The sequence below is a fragment of the Rhodococcus koreensis genome, assembly GCF_017068375.1.
Lineage (GTDB): Bacteria > Actinomycetota > Actinomycetes > Mycobacteriales > Mycobacteriaceae > Rhodococcus_F > Rhodococcus_F koreensis.
Map to the genome: position 1 here is coordinate 5,366,812 of NZ_CP070609.1, position 15,212 is coordinate 5,382,023.

Consider the following 15,212-nt stretch of genomic DNA (forward strand, 5'->3'; position numbering starts at 1 on the left):
GTCAGCGGGCCGACTTGATCAGGGTCTTGGCGATGGTGTTCTTCAGGACCTCGGACGATCCTCCGGCCACCTCGTAGGCCTTGGCGTCGCGGAAGTAGCGTCCGAACGGTGAGGTTTCCTGGGTACCGGTCGCCCCGCAGACCTGCACGGCCATACTCGCGACCTTCGTGGCCAGTTCGGCGGCAAGCAATTTCGCCGCGGACGAGGACCGCTGGTAGTCCCCGCCGGAGTCGAGGTCGCGGGCGGCCTGGTAGGTGACGAGTCGAGCGGCATCGATCTCCGCGGCGGCCTGAGCGAAATACCATTGGATGCCCTGGAAGTCGATCACGTTGCCGTCGAACGCGGGCCGGGTGCGCACGTACGCGAACGCGTCGTCGAACGCAGCGCGGGCGATGCCCAGTGAAATGCCCGCCGCGAGGGTGCGGCTGTTCGACAAGGTGACCAGGGCCTGCCGCAGCCCATTGCCTTCCACACCGATCAGGGCGTCCCCGGGGATCTCGACGTCGTCGAGCACGAGGTTGACGTGCGGGCCGTTGCGCAGCCCGAAGGTCTGCGCTTCCCGGGTCTGCCGGGTACTGACACCGGGGGCGTCGCGATCGACCGCGAACGTGGAGACCCCGACCGGGGTCTCGGCCAGCACGACGAAGAACTCGGCCCGCGACCCGGAGGTAATGAACGCCTTCTCCCCGGTCAGCACCCACCCGTCGCGTTCGTTGCCGCGGGCTTTGGTGTCGAGGGTGCGGATGTCGCTGCCGTGCCCGCGCTCGGTCAGCGCGTAGGAGGCGCGCAGGCCGTGCGCATACCGCGGCAGGACCCGTTCCTTGAGGCTGTCGCGGCCGTAGAGTTCGATGATCTTGCTGCTCTGCAGGATCGTGATCAGCGAGACTCCCAGGCTCGCCGACCCGGCTCCGAGTTCCTCGAAGACCCCGAGGGCGTTCTCCATCGACTCGCCCTGGCCGCCGTACCGGGTCGGCAGGGTCATCGCGTTCCAGCCCAGCTTCGCGGTCTGCTCGACCAGGTCCACCGGATACACATCCTGGTGGTCGATCTCGTCGGCGACGGGTTTGACCACGTCGTCGCTGAATTGGCGTGCGGGGGCGGCGATCTTCTCGTCGACCAGGTATCTCCAGAAACTCATGGTTCGGCCTTTGCTCGTGATCTCGGTATCGGTGATGAGTCAGGGTTGATGTCGGATGGGTGGCCGGGACGGTGCATCGGGGCGGCCCCGCGCCCCGAACCCTCAGGCAGGCTGGAGGGCTTGTAGTTCGTCGAGAATCCGGGCGTTGTAGCCGTCCATGTCGACGAGTTCCTGCTCGGGTGTGGCGAGGTCGTAGGTGCGCACACCCGACCGGTGAACCACCTCGAGCGCGGAACGGATCCTGGTTGCCTGGCCCAGGGGCCGCAGGTCGGGGCACCAGTCGAGCAGTGCTGCCAGAGCGAGCCAGGCGCCCGTCGGGTTGGAACGGCGGGTGCCGGTCCGGTGTGGTGAGGATCCGTGTGCCGGTTCGAACAGTGCGGTGATGCCCGACCCGAAGTTCCGGTCGGGGTTGATGGTGGCGGATCCGCACAGGGCGGGGGAGCCGGCCCGGGCGCAGACGATATCGGAGAGAATGTCGCCGAAAATGCTCTCCGTGGCGATCACAGCGGGCAGCTGCGGATAACTGACCAATTCGTAGGCTGCGCGATCGACGTTGACGTGATCGAACGCCACCCCGGTCCGGTCGGCGACCTGCATGGCAGTGGCACGCCACAGCCGCGAGGTCGCGAAGACGCTGGCCTTGTCGACACTGATGTACCGGCGCCCGGGAGCATCTCCGGTGAACCCGGCCGCCATCTCCAATACTTCGCCCACACGAGCGGGCAGGAGTCGGAGCTGGTCGACCGCGGCGCTGACACCGTCGCTCTCCTCGCGCTGGCTGGGATCGGCGTACGCGCCGCCGGTGATGTTGCGGACGATGGTGACATCCTCGCTCAGCTGTGGAACCCACACCGTGCGGACACTGACCCGCAGGTCGAACAGGTTGCGGAGGGAAATCAGCGCCGCCTCCGGATTGGGGCACTCCTCGGCGGCGCCCCCGGGATGCGTTCCGACCGCCCCGCTGAGCACGACATCGGCACTGCGGCACGCCTCGATGGTCTCCTCGGGGAGGATCGAACCGGTCGCCTGCCAACCGGCGGTGCCGTAGGGCAACGGCCCGGTCAGCGTGAGCGGAGCACCGGCGGCGGCGAGCCGGCGGAGAAACTCGAGCGGCCCGTCGAGGATCTCACTGCCGATCCCGTCGCCGGGCAGAACTGCGATGACAGTCATGGGGTGCGTCCTTTCGCGGAGGGGAGGATCGTGGGCCGTCAGGACATCGCGGTCCAGGACAGGACCTGCTGCTCGTGCAGAAGCCGACGCTGAACCTTGCCGGCGGCGGCGTCGCGGGGAATCGTCGCCACACGCGCAATGTGCGCGGGACGCATGAACACCGGCAAATCGGCGACGGCGTCGCGGATGGACTCGAGCGGCACGCTGTCGGCGACCACGTAGAGGACGACGTCGTCGTCGACCAGCTCACCGGGCTTCTTCCACAACGCGAGGTCGGTGAGAGCGTCGATCGTGCCGAGTCGTTCCTCGACGTACGGGATGGGCACGAACTCGCCCTTGACACGGATGCTTTCGGCCGCCCGCTCGAGGAACACCAGGCCACCCTGGTCGTCGCGTCGGCCGAGGTCGCCGGTGGCGAACCAGCCGTCCTCGTCGCGGCTCGGGTCGACGGCGCCGTCCCGGAAGTACCCGGCGAACAGGGTGTTCGGCGCGCTCTCGCGTACGTAGATCTGACCGTCGTCGTCGAGACGGTCCTCGACGTCGGCTCGGGTCTGTCCGCCGAATCGACTGGCGTTGGAGGGGATCTCGGATTCATCGGTGAGTGACCAGCGGTGCAGGTGGCTCACTCCGGCTGCCTCGGTGGAGCCGTATCCCGATACGGCGACGGGAATGCCGAAGCGGGACATGAATTCCCGGTCGGCGTAGAACATGGTGCGGACGCTGTGTTCACCGGAGTCGGCGGTCGTCGTGGCGCGCTTGAGGATTTCCACGGGCGGTGCGTGCAGCGCCAGCGCAGTCACCCCGTGCTCGCGGACAGCCGGCCAGAAGCCGCTGGCCGAGAACTTCCGGACTGTCAGGGCGTCGGCGCCCGCGCACAGGGCGCCGATGATGCCGTATCCCATCGGATTGATGTGGAACAGTGGCAGCGGAGCGAGCATCCGGTCGCCTGCCTGCAGGTCGAGGGCTTCGGCCATCGCCGAACCCAACCTCAGGAAGTACTCGTGGGTCTGGGCGCAGAACTTCGGCAGCCCGGTGGTTCCGGAGGTGTGCATGAAGGAGGCGAGGTCCGACGGTGCAGCGTCGAGGCCGGGGCTGGACTGCGGGTCGACCGGTGCCCACTCCCGAGCCGTCGACAGTGGGAAGGTGCGCAACGTCGCGGGGAGAGTGTCGAGGTCGGTGAACACGGCGGCCGGATCCAGGCGCTCGAGCATCTGCGCGAGCAGTTCCGGCGGATACGTGGGGTTCACCAGGGCCACCGGGGTGCCCGAGAGCAGACACGCCATCCACACCAGCATGTACTCGGTGGAGTTGTTCGCGACGATGGCCAATCGCTGATCACGCCGAATGCCCAGTTCCTGCAGTTCCTGCGCACCTGCGGCGGCGATGCGGACCGCGTCGGACAGGAGGATCTGGTCGTCGACGGTGCCCACCCGGAGATCGGGTCGATCCGATGACCGTTGCAGAAGGAGTTGGGCGAGGTTCGTGGTGCTCATGTCGTCTCTTCCGGGCTGGAGGGCAGGGCGTCGTCACACCGCGAACGGGCTGGCCGCGGGCGGTGGAAGGTCGCTCCCTGGAGCTGGTTGCACAGTCGATGGTCGCCGACGGATTCAGATAAGAGAACGGCCCTCAGCTAGCGTCAGCGGTAAGCGAAACTTATGTCTCGTGTCGGTCGACATGCCCCGTTGGGGCTGATGACCTCGGGCGCCGCTGTGATACACATACGCCATGTCCACAGCCTCTCCCTTCGGCGCCGACTTCGAGTCGCTGCTCTCACCCGCGGTCCGCACGACGTCAGTGGACGACGTGGTCGCCAAGCTTCGCGAGATTCTGCTGACCGGCGGGGTGGCCCCGGGGGAGAAGCTTCCGAGCGAACGGGAGTTGGCCCGGTTGCTGCAGGTCAGCCGGACCACGGTCCGTGAGTCTCTGCGCACACTCGAGGCGCATGGGCTGATCACCATACGTCTCGGTGGCAGCGGTGGCGCATTCTTCAACCCCCCGGACCCGGGCCTGATGGGCTCGGCGTTGGCGATGCTCCTCGCGTTCGAGTCCGTGTCCGAGGAGGACCTCACCGACTACCGCATCGACTTCGAGCAGGAAAACGCTGAGCTGGCGGCCCGGCGGGCCACGGACGACGAGATGGCGGGCCTGCAGACGATCCTCGACGAGGTGCGCGAACTGGGCTCCTCCGGCTCGACCGACTGGGACCGGGTGCGCGCCCTGGATCTGACCGTCCACGAACTGCTGCCGAGACTTTCCCACAATGCCGTCCGCGTGGCGATCTCGGCGGGCATCCACGACGCACTCGCCCGTAGCTTCGCTCAGGTCGAGCCGAGCGCGTCGAGCCCGGAGCTGCTGCGGGACGAAGTGATCGAGCTGCTCACCAAGGTCATTGCGCGTGACGGTGACGGTGCCCGCGCGGCGATGGCAGGGCATCTGCGGCGCTGGCGTTCGTAACGCCGTTAACAAACTTAGTGGCCGCCGTAACAAACCGTTAACTGCTGTGCATTGACTCACTCGTACCACTATGGGACCGTTGGTCAGACCATCGACCACCCCCTCTGGAGACGATTGATGAATATTTCCGCCGGCCGTACCGGCCTCTTTCCCATCGGCCCCACCGATCCCTACGCCTTCGCTACCGGCTCGACCGAGCGCGCGGAGATCGCCGCCGCGCTCGACGAGATCCGCAACACCGACTTCCAGGTCGCGAGCAACATCGCCGGCAAGGAGGTCCGCACCGGCCGCACCATGGCCATCCAGGCGCCGCACAACCACTCGCAGAAGCTCGGTGAGCTCGACCTGGCCGGCCCGTCCGAGACCCAGGCCGCGATCGACGCCTCGCTCGATGCGGCCCGGTGGTGGGGCACCCTGCCCTGGGAGGAGCGGGTCGCCCCCTTCCTCAAGGCAGCCGACATGCTCGAGCACGGCCCGTGGCGGGCCAAGCTCAACGCCGCGACGATGCTCGAACTGTCCAAGACCACCTACCAGTCCGACATCGACGCCGCCTGCGAGACAGTCGATTTCATCCGCGCGAATGTCAAGAACATGCTCGACATGTACGAGACGCAGCCCGGCTCGCAGGCAGGTGCGTGGAACCGAATCGAGTACCGGCCGCTGGAGGGCTTCGTCTTCGCGGTCACCCCGTTCAACTTCACGTGCATGAACAACCTTGCGTTCGGGCCCGCAGTGCTGGGCAACACCGTGGTGTGGAAGCCGGCCGAGAGCGCCTCGCTCGTCGCCCACCTGTCTCTGCAGTTGCTGCGTGAAGCCGGTCTGCCGGACGGTGTCATCAATGTCGTCTACGGCACCGGCAGCGACGTGGGCCCCACCGCCCTCGGCAACGAACACCTCGCCGCCGTCCACTTCACCGGTTCCACCGGGACCTTCCAGCACATGTGGCAGGAGGTCGGCAAGAACGTCGGAACGTACCGCAACTACCCGCGTGTCGTCGGCGAGACCGGTGGTAAGGACTTCATCCTGGCCCACCCGAGCGCCGATCTCGAGGCGTTGGCTGTCGCCTGTATCCGCGGCGCCTACGAGTTCCAGGGCCAGAAGTGCTCGGCTGCCTCCCGGCTCTACGTGCCGCGCAGTCTGTGGCCGCGCCTGAAGGATCGGCTCGTCGCGCTGACCGAACAGATCAAGGTCGGCGACCCCACCGACCCCGAGGTCTACGTCGGCGCCGTCATCAACAGCCGCCAGCACGCCAAGCACACCGAGATCCTCGCGCGGGCTCGTGCCGAGAAGGCCGTGGTCGTCGGCGGCAACACCGACGACAGCATCGGCTGGTTCGTCGACCCGACAATTCTCGAGGTCACCGATCCGCACTCACCGCTGATCACGGAGGAGATCTTCGCCCCGGTTCTGACCACCTATGTGTACGAGGACTCCGACTGGAACGACGTACTGCGTCTGGTCGACACCTCGACGCCGTACGGCCTCACCGGCGCCGTGTTCGCCGAGGATCGTCGCGCGGTCGAAGAGGCCGACGCCGCCCTGCGGTACACGGCCGGCAACTTCTACGTCAACGACAAGCCCACCGGCTCCGTCGTCGGCCAGCAGCCGTTCGGCGGTGCGCGCGCGTCGGGCACCAACGACAAGGCCGGCACGGTGTGGAACCTGATTCGTTTCGCCAGCCCGCGGACCACGAAGGAAAACCACCTGAGGGTGACGGACTACCGCTACCCCCACCTCGAGAAGTAACGTCCGATCCACGACAGGAAACGTCATGACCAATCCAACCGTGTACGACGTCGTGGTCGTCGGAGCCGGCATCATCGGTGCCAGCTGTGCACACCACCTGGCCCAGCGGGGGCATAAGGTCGCCGTGCTCGAGGCGAAGGCCGGTGCCGCCGAGGGCAGCACCGGGCTGTCGTTCGCCTCGGTCCGTGCGCAGTGGGCCGACGGCCTCAACACCGAGCTGTCCTGGCGCAGCATCCGCTTCTATCGCGACTTCCAGGACCGGTACGGCATCGACATCGGGTACCAGCCCAACGGGTACCTGTTCCTGGTGCCGGAAGCGAACTGGGAACGTCAGCTCCACGCTGTCGAGCTCCAACGCGCCCACGGTGTCCCGGTCGAGGTCCTCGACGTCGACCGGGCCCAGAAGATCACCCCCTTCGACCCGGCCGGAATCGGCGGGGCCACCTGGGGGACGGCGGATGGGCAGATCGACCCACACAGTGCGACGAACGCCTTCCTCGCGCTCGCTCGCGGCAAGGGCGCCGACGTCTTCTTCAAGGCACCGGTGGACGCGATCGACAAGGCCGGCGAGTTGTGGACCGTCTCGGCGGGCGACCGCGCGGTTACGGCCCGCCATGTGATCAACGCAGCGGGCGGTTGGGCGGGCGAAGTCGCGGGTCTCGCAGGGCTCGACGTGCCCGTGGTGCATTCCCGCCGCAACGTCTACGCCACCGCCGAGGGCGCCCTCGATTCGTACGTGCCGATGACGGTGGACCTGGCGACGGGTGTGTACATGCGCAGCGAAGGTAGGCGACTGCTCTTCGCCGGCGCCAAGCCCACCGAGGTCGACGGATACAACACCGCGATCGACTGGCCCTGGATGGAGGAGTTGCTGGCGCTGGCCGCCGACCGCTTCCCCTGGCTGGTGGAGCTGCCACTCGATCGGCGTGCCTGCTGGGCGGGCACCTACGAGAACACCCCCGATCACGACGGCATCGTCGGCGCCGTCCCACGAGAACCACAGTGGATCAACGCATGTGGCTTCTCCGGGCACGGCCTGATCCAGGCGCCGGAGATCGGTCGACTCGTCACCGAGCAGGTCACCACCGGGGCCATTACCAGCATCGACCTGTCCGAGCTGTCCCTGACCCGATTCCAGACCGGTGCCATCGAGAATTCAGTGTCGCTGGTCTTCTGACCGGCGTAGGGGTACGGGCTCCCGCCCGAACCCTCCAGGTCACCGGCCAGGCCTCAGTCCTGCCGACGGCCGCATCGAGAATCGGACACGGCGAATGGTGCGGGCAACAATGCACCACGCCATCGCCGCGCCCAACCCCGAAAAGCCAGGGGGAGGCGGCAAGTTCAATGACGCACTCGCTGCCTTCCTCTGGCCGGGGAGTAATCTCCCCGCTCCAGGTTGCCCGTCCTCGACGTGGCAAGACTCCCAGATCCCCTTCTGTCCGCGCCCTTTCGGCCCGGCAGAGTTGCAGGGCGAGAACACTTCCGACTCCGGAGGTAAGCGAATGCACTCGCTGCCATCACTCAGGATGAACGCTCTCAGGTGACTGTGTTCTCCGTCACCAACGCCCTGTAATCTTCGATCTGTCCTCCTCCGGCGCTTCGGATTTCGAATCCGAACCGGATGCAGGGCACCCCCGCCCTCCCTCCCCTCAGCGCTCATGTGCCGAAGAAACTGCCGGCGCCGCTGATCACGAAACAGGAAAACTCATGGCACTTTCATCCGCACCATCGGGTGGCATCGCCGCCCCGGGAGCGTCGTCGGAGAAATTGACGCGCTCGATGTCCCTGACCAACCTGATCTTCCTCGGTGTGAGTGCGCAGATCGGCTCCGGGTGGTTGTTCGCCGTTCTGTCCGCCGCAGGGGCCGCAGGACCGGCCGCAGTCTTGTCCTGGGTACTCGCAGCTCTACTTTTCGGTGTCATCGCGATGCCCTGGATGGAACTGGGCGCCATGCTCCCCCGCTCGGGCGGACCGGTCCGGTACCCGAGTCTGTCGCACGGCATGATGACCGGCTGGCTGGTCGGCGGCGCGTACTGGATCGCCACCGTCGCGGTCACTACCCTCGAGGCCCAGGCAGTGCTGACCTATGTCAGCAGCAACTGGCCTGAACTCGGGTTAATGCACGAGGTCGACGGGCTCGAGATCCTGACCTGGCCGAGGGGCATCCTCGCCGGTGTCGCCATCCTCGCCGTCTTCACCGTCCTCAACATCTTCGGCATCAAAATGCTCAGTGAAGCGAACCGTTGGATCACGCTGTGGAAGATCGCGATCCCGACGCTGACCTTCATCCTGCTGTTCACCGCATTCCGCAGCTCCAACTTCACCGAGACCGGATTCTTCGCCATGGGCTTCGACGGCGTCCTCCACGCCATCCCCGCCACCGGTATCGCCTTCGCCTACCTCGGCTTCCGCCAGGTCCTCGACTTCGGCGGCGAATGCAAGAACCCGCAACGCAACATCCCCATCGCCATCGCCGCATCCATCCTCATCCCGATGGTCGTCTACGTGCTGCTCCAGGTTGCGTTCATCGGAGCACTGGACTGGGCCGCCGCCGGCCTGGCACCGGGCCAATGGGGATCGCTGCTGTCGAGTGACTGGGCATCGGCACCACTGTTCCAGGCCCTGATCGCCGCCGGGTTCGGCGGATTCGGCACACTGCTCCTGATCGACGCGATCGTCTCCCCTGCCGCAACCGGGTGGGTGTTCCTCGGTAGTGCCACCCGGTCGACCTACGCACTGTCCGAGCACGACATGGCACCGTCGCTGCTGCAGCGACTGAACCGATTCGCCGTGCCGTGGATGTCGCTGCTCGTCTCCTTCGCCGTGTCCTGCCTGTTCCTGCTCCCGCTGCCGAGCTGGTACCGCCTCGTCTCCATCGTGTCGGTGGCACTGCTGCTGAGCTACCTCGTCGGCAGCTCCAGCATGATGGTTCTCCGCCGCACCGCCCCGGACCTGCCGCGTCCCTTCCGCCTCCGAAATGCCGGACTCTGGGCGCCCGCCAGCTTCGTGGCAACCCTGATCCTGGTGTACGTCGCCGGCTTCTCGACCGTCCTCAACCTGGCCATCGTGGTCTTCGCGGGTACCCCGGCATACGTCGCATACATCGCCGTACGACAGGGTTGGATCACCCGCGCTCGCGCGTACAGCTGGTCCGCAGTATTCCTCGCGGCGTGGGGCTTCGTGAGCTGGCAGGGTGGATGGTTCATGACGGTCAGCGGCGGCCAGCGAGAAGGCGCCTGGGATACCCCCGCCTATCTGGTGGCCTGCACGGCAGTGCTTGCCGTCGGCGGGATCGTCCTCTACCTGATGAGTGACACCGTTGGCCGCGTGCATGTTTCCCGGTCGACCTGGTTCGTCACGTTGCTGGTGGCCGTGCTCTTCCTGTCCTTCTACGGAAGCTACGGGCCGCTCGACCACCCCGCCTTCGGTGAAGGCTGGGACCTGATCCCGGTGACGGTCGCAGGCCTCGCAGGCTACTACTGGTCGGTTGCCTCCGGCTTCCAGACCGACGAAGTGCGGGAAAATCACCTCGAAGACGACGTCGTCCCGGTGTGATTCCTCGAAGGGGGCGGCGCCGACCGGTGCCGCCCCCTTCGACGTTGATACAGGCCCCGCCGACCGCCGCTGCCGCCCGGCAGTACAACCTGAAAGGCAGGTCATGAATTCTGTTGAACCGATCGTCGTAGTCGACGGCGCGAGGACCCCGATCGGCAGCTTCGGGGGCGCGTTCAAGGACGTGCCCGCCCACGAACTGGGTGCCACCGCCGTCAAGGCGGCACTGGATCGTGCCGGGGTGCCGGGTGCGGACATCGACGAGGTGGTGATGGGCTGCATCGGTCAGGTCGGGCCGGACGCCTACAACGCCCGCCGCGTCGCCTTGGCCGCCGGACTTCCGGAGAAGACGCCGGCGTATACCGTCAACCGGTTGTGCGGGTCCGGTCTGCAGGCGGTGTGGTCGGCGGCGCAGCAGATGCGGTGGGGTGGGGTGAACTTCGCCCTCGCCGGCGGCGACGAGAGCATGTCGCGGATGCCGTTCTACGACTTCTCGGCGCGCTCCGGGTACAAGCTCGGTGACCGCGCACTGGTGGACGGCACGGTCGCGATTCTGACCGACCCGTTCGGTGGGGTGCATATGGGCCGCACCGCCGAGGCCGTGGCCCGCAAGTACGACGTGAGCCGGGAGCAGCAGGACGAGTTCGCCGTCGAATCCCAGCGCCGCGCCGCCACCGACGCCGCGCGGGCGGCGTTCGCGGAGGAGATCACCCCGGTGCAGATCGGGGGCCGGCGTCCCAAGACGGTCGACGTCGACGAGCATCCCAAGCCCGACACCACCCTCGAGACCTTGGCGAAGTTGCGGCCGGCGTTCGAGGAGGGCGGGTCGGTGACCGCGGGGAATGCGTCGGGGATCAACGACGGCGCCGCGGCGCTGGTGCTGGCCACCGAGTCCGCCGCCCGGGAGAGGGGCCTGACCGGGCTGGTGACGCTGGAGGCGGTCGCGACGGCGGCGATGGACCCCGCGCTGATGGGATACGCCCCGGTGCTGGCGTTGCAGAATTTGTTCGAGCAGACCGGGACCACCCCCGGTGATATCGATGTGATCGAGTTGAACGAGGCGTTCGCGTCGCAGGCGGTCGCGGTGATCCGGGACGCGAAGCTCAGCCCGGAGAAGACCAACCCGTACGGTGGGGCGATCGCGTTGGGTCACCCGGTCGGGGCGACCGGGGCGATCCTGAGTCTGCGGATCGCGAAGGACATGGTGCGCCGCGACCTCGAACTCGGCATCGTCACCATGTGCATCGGCGGCGGCCAGGCCCTCGCCGCCCTCTTCCGAAGGATCTGACATGAGAAATGTTCAACGACCGGCAACGACTCGACGGCCGATCAACCATCTCGGCCGTCGTCGAGGTATCGCTACCGTCTGCCGCGAGGAGAGCGCCCTCGTCGAGTTCGCTTTGACGTGGCTACCTTTCGGCACTATCGCGAACGAACACCTTTGGGTCGAGTTCGGGATGACCCCCAGTCGGTATGTGGATCGTCTCGCCGAGGCGCTCGAGGGGCCGGTCCGGCGCACGCTCCATCCGGAAGCCCTCCAGGAGCTCAAACGCTTCGTCTCGCATCAGATGATCGAGCGCCGCCGGAGGAACCATCAGGACTGACAGGCAGATTCGAACTCGACGGGTTTCGCCGGCGGGAGTCGAGCACGGAAGCACGTGCGGGCAGCGACGTGGTCGCTGCCCGCACCCGCTTGTCAGCTGAGCGCGCGGGCGATGATCGCCGTGGCCATGTCCAATGACGTGGGCTCGTGATATGTGCTCTGATCCTCGATTTGGGAGAGCTGGTCACGGACCGCTTCCGCCGTCAGCTCCTCCAGAATTGCCCCCGAGGTTTCTCCGACGAAGATCTTTGCAACCCGGCCGCCGGCGACCGAGTACACGGCCCCGGAGACGGGGCAGTCCTCGTGTGCGAGGAACGCAACCACCGGGCTGACGCCTTCCGGCGTCACGTGTGCTGTCAGATCGCCCAGCAGCCCCGCCGTCATGCGGGTCGCGGCTATCGGCGCGATTGCGTTCGCGACGATTCCGTAGGCCGCCCCTTCCAGCGCGAGAACGCGGGTAAGGCCTGCGATCCCCGCCTTCGCGGCGCCGTAGTTTGCCTGCCCGAAATTGCCGAACAGGCCGGAGGCCGAGCTGGTGTTGACGATGCGGCCGTAGCCCGCCTCCCGCATGGCACGGAAGGCGGGTTGGGTGACAAACAGTGTTCCCTTGAGGTGAACGTCGATGACGGCGTCGATCATCGCGCCATTCATCTTGTGAAAGGCCTTGTCCCGCAGAATACCTGCATTGTTGACCAGAACGTCCAGTCGGCCGAACTCATCGAGTGCCGTCTGGACGATCGCGCGACCGCCCTCTTCCGTGGCGACGCTGTCACGGTTGGCGACAGCCGTACCGCCGAACGCGGTGATCTCGTCGACGACGGCCTGCGCCGCGTCCGTCGACTGTCCGTCACCATGTAGCGAGCCACCCAGGTCATTGACCACCACCCGCGCGCCCCGGCGCGCGAGTTCGAGGGCGTGCGATCGGCCCAGACCGTTGCCGGCTCCGGTCACGATGGCTACGCGTTCGTCGAAATGTAGCGAGGACAACTGAACTCCTTCGGTAGTTTCCGTACAATCTGTGGGGCTCACCAACACGGGCTGAGGCCGGCGTCGTCATCTACCGCCACGTCCTCGGCGACGGGCCCATCGAGAAATCGCAACACCCGCATGGCGACTGGGTTCGCGACATCCGGGCGTTGCAGGTCGTGTCCCGCCGGAACGACGGATATCACCGCGTTCGGTATCCGCGCGGCAAGCAGGTGACTGTTCGTCGGCGGCACGATCCGGTCGTACTCACCGCACACCACCAGCGTCGGCGCCGAGATCGATCCGAGCAGGGGGATACTCGACCAGTTCGCTACTGCCGCGACCTGCCAGAGCGCACCGACCGTACGTGCCAGCCCCCAGCGACGAGGATTGCGCTGATCGATAGTAGTGGCCCACAGCTTTTTTTCCGGAACCTGGTGTTGCCCCACGACCGCAGGAGGTGGACAGCAAGGCCAGTCTGCGGACTCGTTCGGGTGAGCTGAAGGCGAACTGCTGGGCGATCGCGCCGCCGTGCGAGAAGCCGACGACATCGGCCCGTGCGACGCCCACCGCGTCGAGCACGTCGGCGACGACGTCCGACAGTGCCTGCATCGACAACGACAGCTTCGGAGTTTTCGACGCGCCGACGCCGGGGGCGTCGAACGATACGATCATCCGCTCGCCCAGCACAGGGGTGAAGGCCGACCAGCTCGCCATGGGTCGCGCAAGACCGTTGAGCAGGACCACCGGGTTACCGGATCCGCTCACGTGCACCGCAACCTGCTGTCCGTGCCGAGTCGCCACCTCGAATGTGGCGGAGGTCGGCTCCGTGTTCGCCACTGTCACGCCTCCTCCTGCACGTAGACGCCGGGCGCGTCGTCGAGCGGCGGATACGTCGCGTTGCCGAGCGCCGGTGGCGCCGGCTGTTTCGCGCCGGCTCGGTCGGCGAGCCACGTCGCCCAGTCCAGCCACCACGTGCCGTCCCGCAGCTCGGCGGCGGCCTTCCACTCGTGGGGATCGCCGCTGTGTGCCTCATTGACCCAGTGCTTGGCCTTCGGGCTCGGCGGGTTGACGATTCCGGCGATGTGCCCGGACGTGCTCAGAACGAACCGGCTGTCCCCGCCGAGCAGGTGGGTGGTCTTGTAGCTCGACGTCCACGGCACGACATGGTCGTCGACCGCCGCCACGATGTAGCTGTCGACGTCCACTCGCGAGGGATCGAGGAGCTCCCCGTTGATCTCGAACTCGCCTCGCGAGAACTCGTTACGCAGGTAGCACGAGCGCAGGTACTCCCCGTGCATGCGTGCGGGCATGCGGGTGGAATCGGCATTCCAGGCGAGTAGGTCGAACGCGGGAGGCTTGTTGCCGAGCAACCAGTTGTTGATCACGTACTGGAAGATCAGGTCGTTGGCGCGCAGGGTGCTGAAGGTGCGTGCCATTTGCGACGAATCGAGATACCCCTTCCGGGCCATCTGCGTCTCCAACGCCGCGATCGTGTTCTCATCGGTGAACGCGCCGAGCACTCCCGGCTCGGTGAAGTCGGTGTGAGTATTGATGAAGGTCGCGGATCCGATGGATGGATCGTCCTGAGCTGCGTTGTATGCCAGACCCAGCGCGGTGAGGGTGCCACCCAGGCAGATGGATACGGTGTTGACCGTCTCCGAGCCGGTGATCTCGCGGACGACTCGGACCGCGTCGAGCGGGCCGTCGAAGAGATAGTCGCGGAACCCGAGGCCACTCATCGATGCATCCGGGTTGCGGTAGCTGATTGGTAGCTGATGGCGAAACAGGTGTGGCCGTGCTGAACCGCCCATTCGATCAGGCTCTTTCCCGGTGCCAGGTCCATGATGTAGAACTTGTTGATCCACGGCGGGCAGAACAGCAGTGGGGTCGCGTACACATCGGGGGTTTGCGGCGTGTACGGGATGAGCTCGATCAGATCGCTGCGGTAAACAACGGATCCGGGTGTGGCGCCGAGATCGACGCCCACCGCGAATTGTGACCGATCGACCTGCGACGGCCACCCTCCGTTGTGTCGGAGATCGTGCAGAAAGTTCCGAAGACCACGCACGAGACTGAGCCCACCGGTGTCGAAAGCCTTGCGGATCGCTGCCGGGTTGCCGGGGAGGGTGTTGGTGGGGCTGAGGGCGTCCAGAATGAACCGGGCGGCAAACCGTGCTTTGACCGCGGTGTCCTCATTCAGTTCGGCGCCGTCGATGAGCTCGTTGACCAGGTGTTCGAGAAGCAGGTACTGCTGTGCCAGGTAAAAGTACGCGGCGTTCTCCCGATACGCATTGTCGGAGAACCGCTTGTCACCGGGCTTGGGCACTATCGGTCCCGGATTGTCTCGGCCGATCGCCCGTCCGGCGGCAGTGCGCAGCGCACTGCCGGAGCCGAGTAGGAGCCGACAATGCGCGGCAGCGGTTCCACTGGGGTGCTTCAGCGCGCCGATGCCTGCTGCTCCGAGTGAGCGCAGGAACGCTGCAGGGTCGACATCGGAGGTGGTGATTCTCAGCGCCCCGAGATCACGCGGCGGTGTCCACGATGGGATGGCTTTCAGGATCGACACGGACGTATTCCCCC

Annotated in this window: 14 protein-coding genes; 6 read left to right on the plus strand and 8 right to left on the minus strand. The window is 66.5% G+C overall.

Features of this window, described 5'->3' with window-relative positions; all coding sequences use genetic code 11:
- Nucleotide 1: 1 nt before the first annotated feature.
- The 3 genes from JWS14_RS24625 to JWS14_RS24635 all read right to left on the minus strand — a co-directional run bounded on the left by JWS14_RS24625 (nt 2) and on the right by JWS14_RS24635 (nt 3,801).
- A complete protein-coding gene (locus tag JWS14_RS24625; protein ID WP_206014602.1) occupies nt 2-1,138 on the minus strand; it encodes an acyl-CoA dehydrogenase family protein in 1,137 nt (378 codons plus the stop codon).
- Between the two features lie 102 nt (nt 1,139-1,240).
- Nucleotides 1,241-2,308: an isocitrate/isopropylmalate family dehydrogenase gene (locus tag JWS14_RS24630; RefSeq protein ID WP_206014603.1), complete on the minus strand. Its 1,068-nt coding sequence runs from the start codon at nt 2,306-2,308 to the stop codon at nt 1,241-1,243.
- Nucleotides 2,309-2,346: 38 nt separating this feature from the next.
- A complete protein-coding gene (locus JWS14_RS24635) occupies nt 2,347-3,801 on the minus strand; it encodes a class I adenylate-forming enzyme family protein (protein WP_206014604.1) in 1,455 nt (484 codons plus the stop codon).
- Nucleotides 3,802-4,033: 232 nt separating this feature from the next.
- On the opposite strand from JWS14_RS24635, the gene JWS14_RS24640 reads away from it, so the two are divergent.
- The 6 genes from JWS14_RS24640 to JWS14_RS24665 all read left to right on the plus strand — a co-directional run bounded on the left by JWS14_RS24640 (nt 4,034) and on the right by JWS14_RS24665 (nt 11,664).
- The gene (locus JWS14_RS24640; protein WP_095863083.1) at nt 4,034-4,762 is read left to right on the plus strand and encodes a FadR/GntR family transcriptional regulator; all 729 of its coding nucleotides are present in this window, start codon (nt 4,034-4,036) and stop codon (nt 4,760-4,762) included.
- A gap of 117 nt (nt 4,763-4,879) precedes the next feature.
- The gene (pruA, locus tag JWS14_RS24645) at nt 4,880-6,508 is read left to right on the plus strand and encodes an L-glutamate gamma-semialdehyde dehydrogenase (RefSeq protein ID WP_206014605.1); all 1,629 of its coding nucleotides are present in this window, start codon (nt 4,880-4,882) and stop codon (nt 6,506-6,508) included.
- 25 nt (nt 6,509-6,533) lie between these two features.
- The gene (locus tag JWS14_RS24650; RefSeq protein ID WP_206014606.1) at nt 6,534-7,685 is read left to right on the plus strand and encodes an NAD(P)/FAD-dependent oxidoreductase; all 1,152 of its coding nucleotides are present in this window, start codon (nt 6,534-6,536) and stop codon (nt 7,683-7,685) included.
- A 530-nt stretch (nt 7,686-8,215) separates the two neighbouring features.
- On the plus strand, nt 8,216-10,063 hold the full coding sequence (locus JWS14_RS24655; RefSeq protein ID WP_206014607.1) for an APC family permease: 1,848 nt from the start codon (nt 8,216-8,218) through the stop codon (nt 10,061-10,063).
- Between the two features lie 103 nt (nt 10,064-10,166).
- The gene (locus JWS14_RS24660; protein WP_206014608.1) at nt 10,167-11,348 is read left to right on the plus strand and encodes a thiolase family protein; all 1,182 of its coding nucleotides are present in this window, start codon (nt 10,167-10,169) and stop codon (nt 11,346-11,348) included.
- A 1-nt stretch (nt 11,349) separates the two neighbouring features.
- Complete coding sequence (locus JWS14_RS24665; protein WP_206014609.1) at nt 11,350-11,664, plus strand: hypothetical protein; 315 nt, start codon at nt 11,350-11,352, stop codon at nt 11,662-11,664.
- 92 nt (nt 11,665-11,756) lie between these two features.
- On the opposite strand, the gene JWS14_RS24670 is transcribed toward JWS14_RS24665, so the two are convergent.
- From JWS14_RS24670 to JWS14_RS24685, 5 genes are read right to left on the minus strand one after another with little or no spacing between them, the layout of a single operon-like run.
- Complete coding sequence (locus JWS14_RS24670; protein ID WP_206014610.1) at nt 11,757-12,650, minus strand: SDR family NAD(P)-dependent oxidoreductase; 894 nt, start codon at nt 12,648-12,650, stop codon at nt 11,757-11,759.
- A 38-nt stretch (nt 12,651-12,688) separates the two neighbouring features.
- Nucleotides 12,689-13,003 (minus strand): alpha/beta fold hydrolase, encoded by a 315-nt coding sequence (locus tag JWS14_RS51785; protein WP_420855141.1) that lies wholly within the window; start codon nt 13,001-13,003, stop codon nt 12,689-12,691.
- A complete protein-coding gene (locus JWS14_RS24675) occupies nt 12,897-13,475 on the minus strand; it encodes an alpha/beta fold hydrolase (protein ID WP_206014611.1) in 579 nt (192 codons plus the stop codon). Before JWS14_RS24675 ends, JWS14_RS51785 begins: the two co-directional genes overlap by 107 nt.
- A complete protein-coding gene (locus tag JWS14_RS24680) occupies nt 13,472-14,371 on the minus strand; it encodes a PHA/PHB synthase family protein (protein ID WP_206014612.1) in 900 nt (299 codons plus the stop codon). The genes JWS14_RS24675 and JWS14_RS24680 overlap by 4 nt, the downstream gene beginning before the upstream one ends.
- The gene (locus JWS14_RS24685) at nt 14,368-15,198 is read right to left on the minus strand and encodes a hypothetical protein (protein WP_206014613.1); all 831 of its coding nucleotides are present in this window, start codon (nt 15,196-15,198) and stop codon (nt 14,368-14,370) included. The genes JWS14_RS24680 and JWS14_RS24685 overlap by 4 nt, the downstream gene beginning before the upstream one ends.
- Nucleotides 15,199-15,212 lie beyond the last annotated feature (14 nt).

Coding starts and splice junctions, on each gene's coding strand:
- JWS14_RS24625 (WP_206014602.1), bottom strand. CDS start 1,138: ATGAGTTTCTGGAGATACCTGGTCGACGAGAAGATCGCCGCCCCCGCA.
- JWS14_RS24630 (WP_206014603.1), bottom strand. CDS start 2,308: ATGACTGTCATCGCAGTTCTGCCCGGCGACGGGATCGGCAGTGAGATC.
- JWS14_RS24635 (WP_206014604.1), bottom strand. CDS start 3,801: ATGAGCACCACGAACCTCGCCCAACTCCTTCTGCAACGGTCATCGGAT.
- JWS14_RS24640 (WP_095863083.1), top strand. CDS start 4,034: ATGTCCACAGCCTCTCCCTTCGGCGCCGACTTCGAGTCGCTGCTCTCA.
- pruA (WP_206014605.1), top strand. CDS start 4,880: ATGAATATTTCCGCCGGCCGTACCGGCCTCTTTCCCATCGGCCCCACC.
- JWS14_RS24650 (WP_206014606.1), top strand. CDS start 6,534: ATGACCAATCCAACCGTGTACGACGTCGTGGTCGTCGGAGCCGGCATC.
- JWS14_RS24655 (WP_206014607.1), top strand. CDS start 8,216: ATGGCACTTTCATCCGCACCATCGGGTGGCATCGCCGCCCCGGGAGCG.
- JWS14_RS24660 (WP_206014608.1), top strand. CDS start 10,167: ATGAATTCTGTTGAACCGATCGTCGTAGTCGACGGCGCGAGGACCCCG.
- JWS14_RS24665 (WP_206014609.1), top strand. CDS start 11,350: ATGAGAAATGTTCAACGACCGGCAACGACTCGACGGCCGATCAACCAT.
- JWS14_RS24680 (WP_206014612.1), bottom strand. CDS start 14,371: ATGAGTGGCCTCGGGTTCCGCGACTATCTCTTCGACGGCCCGCTCGAC.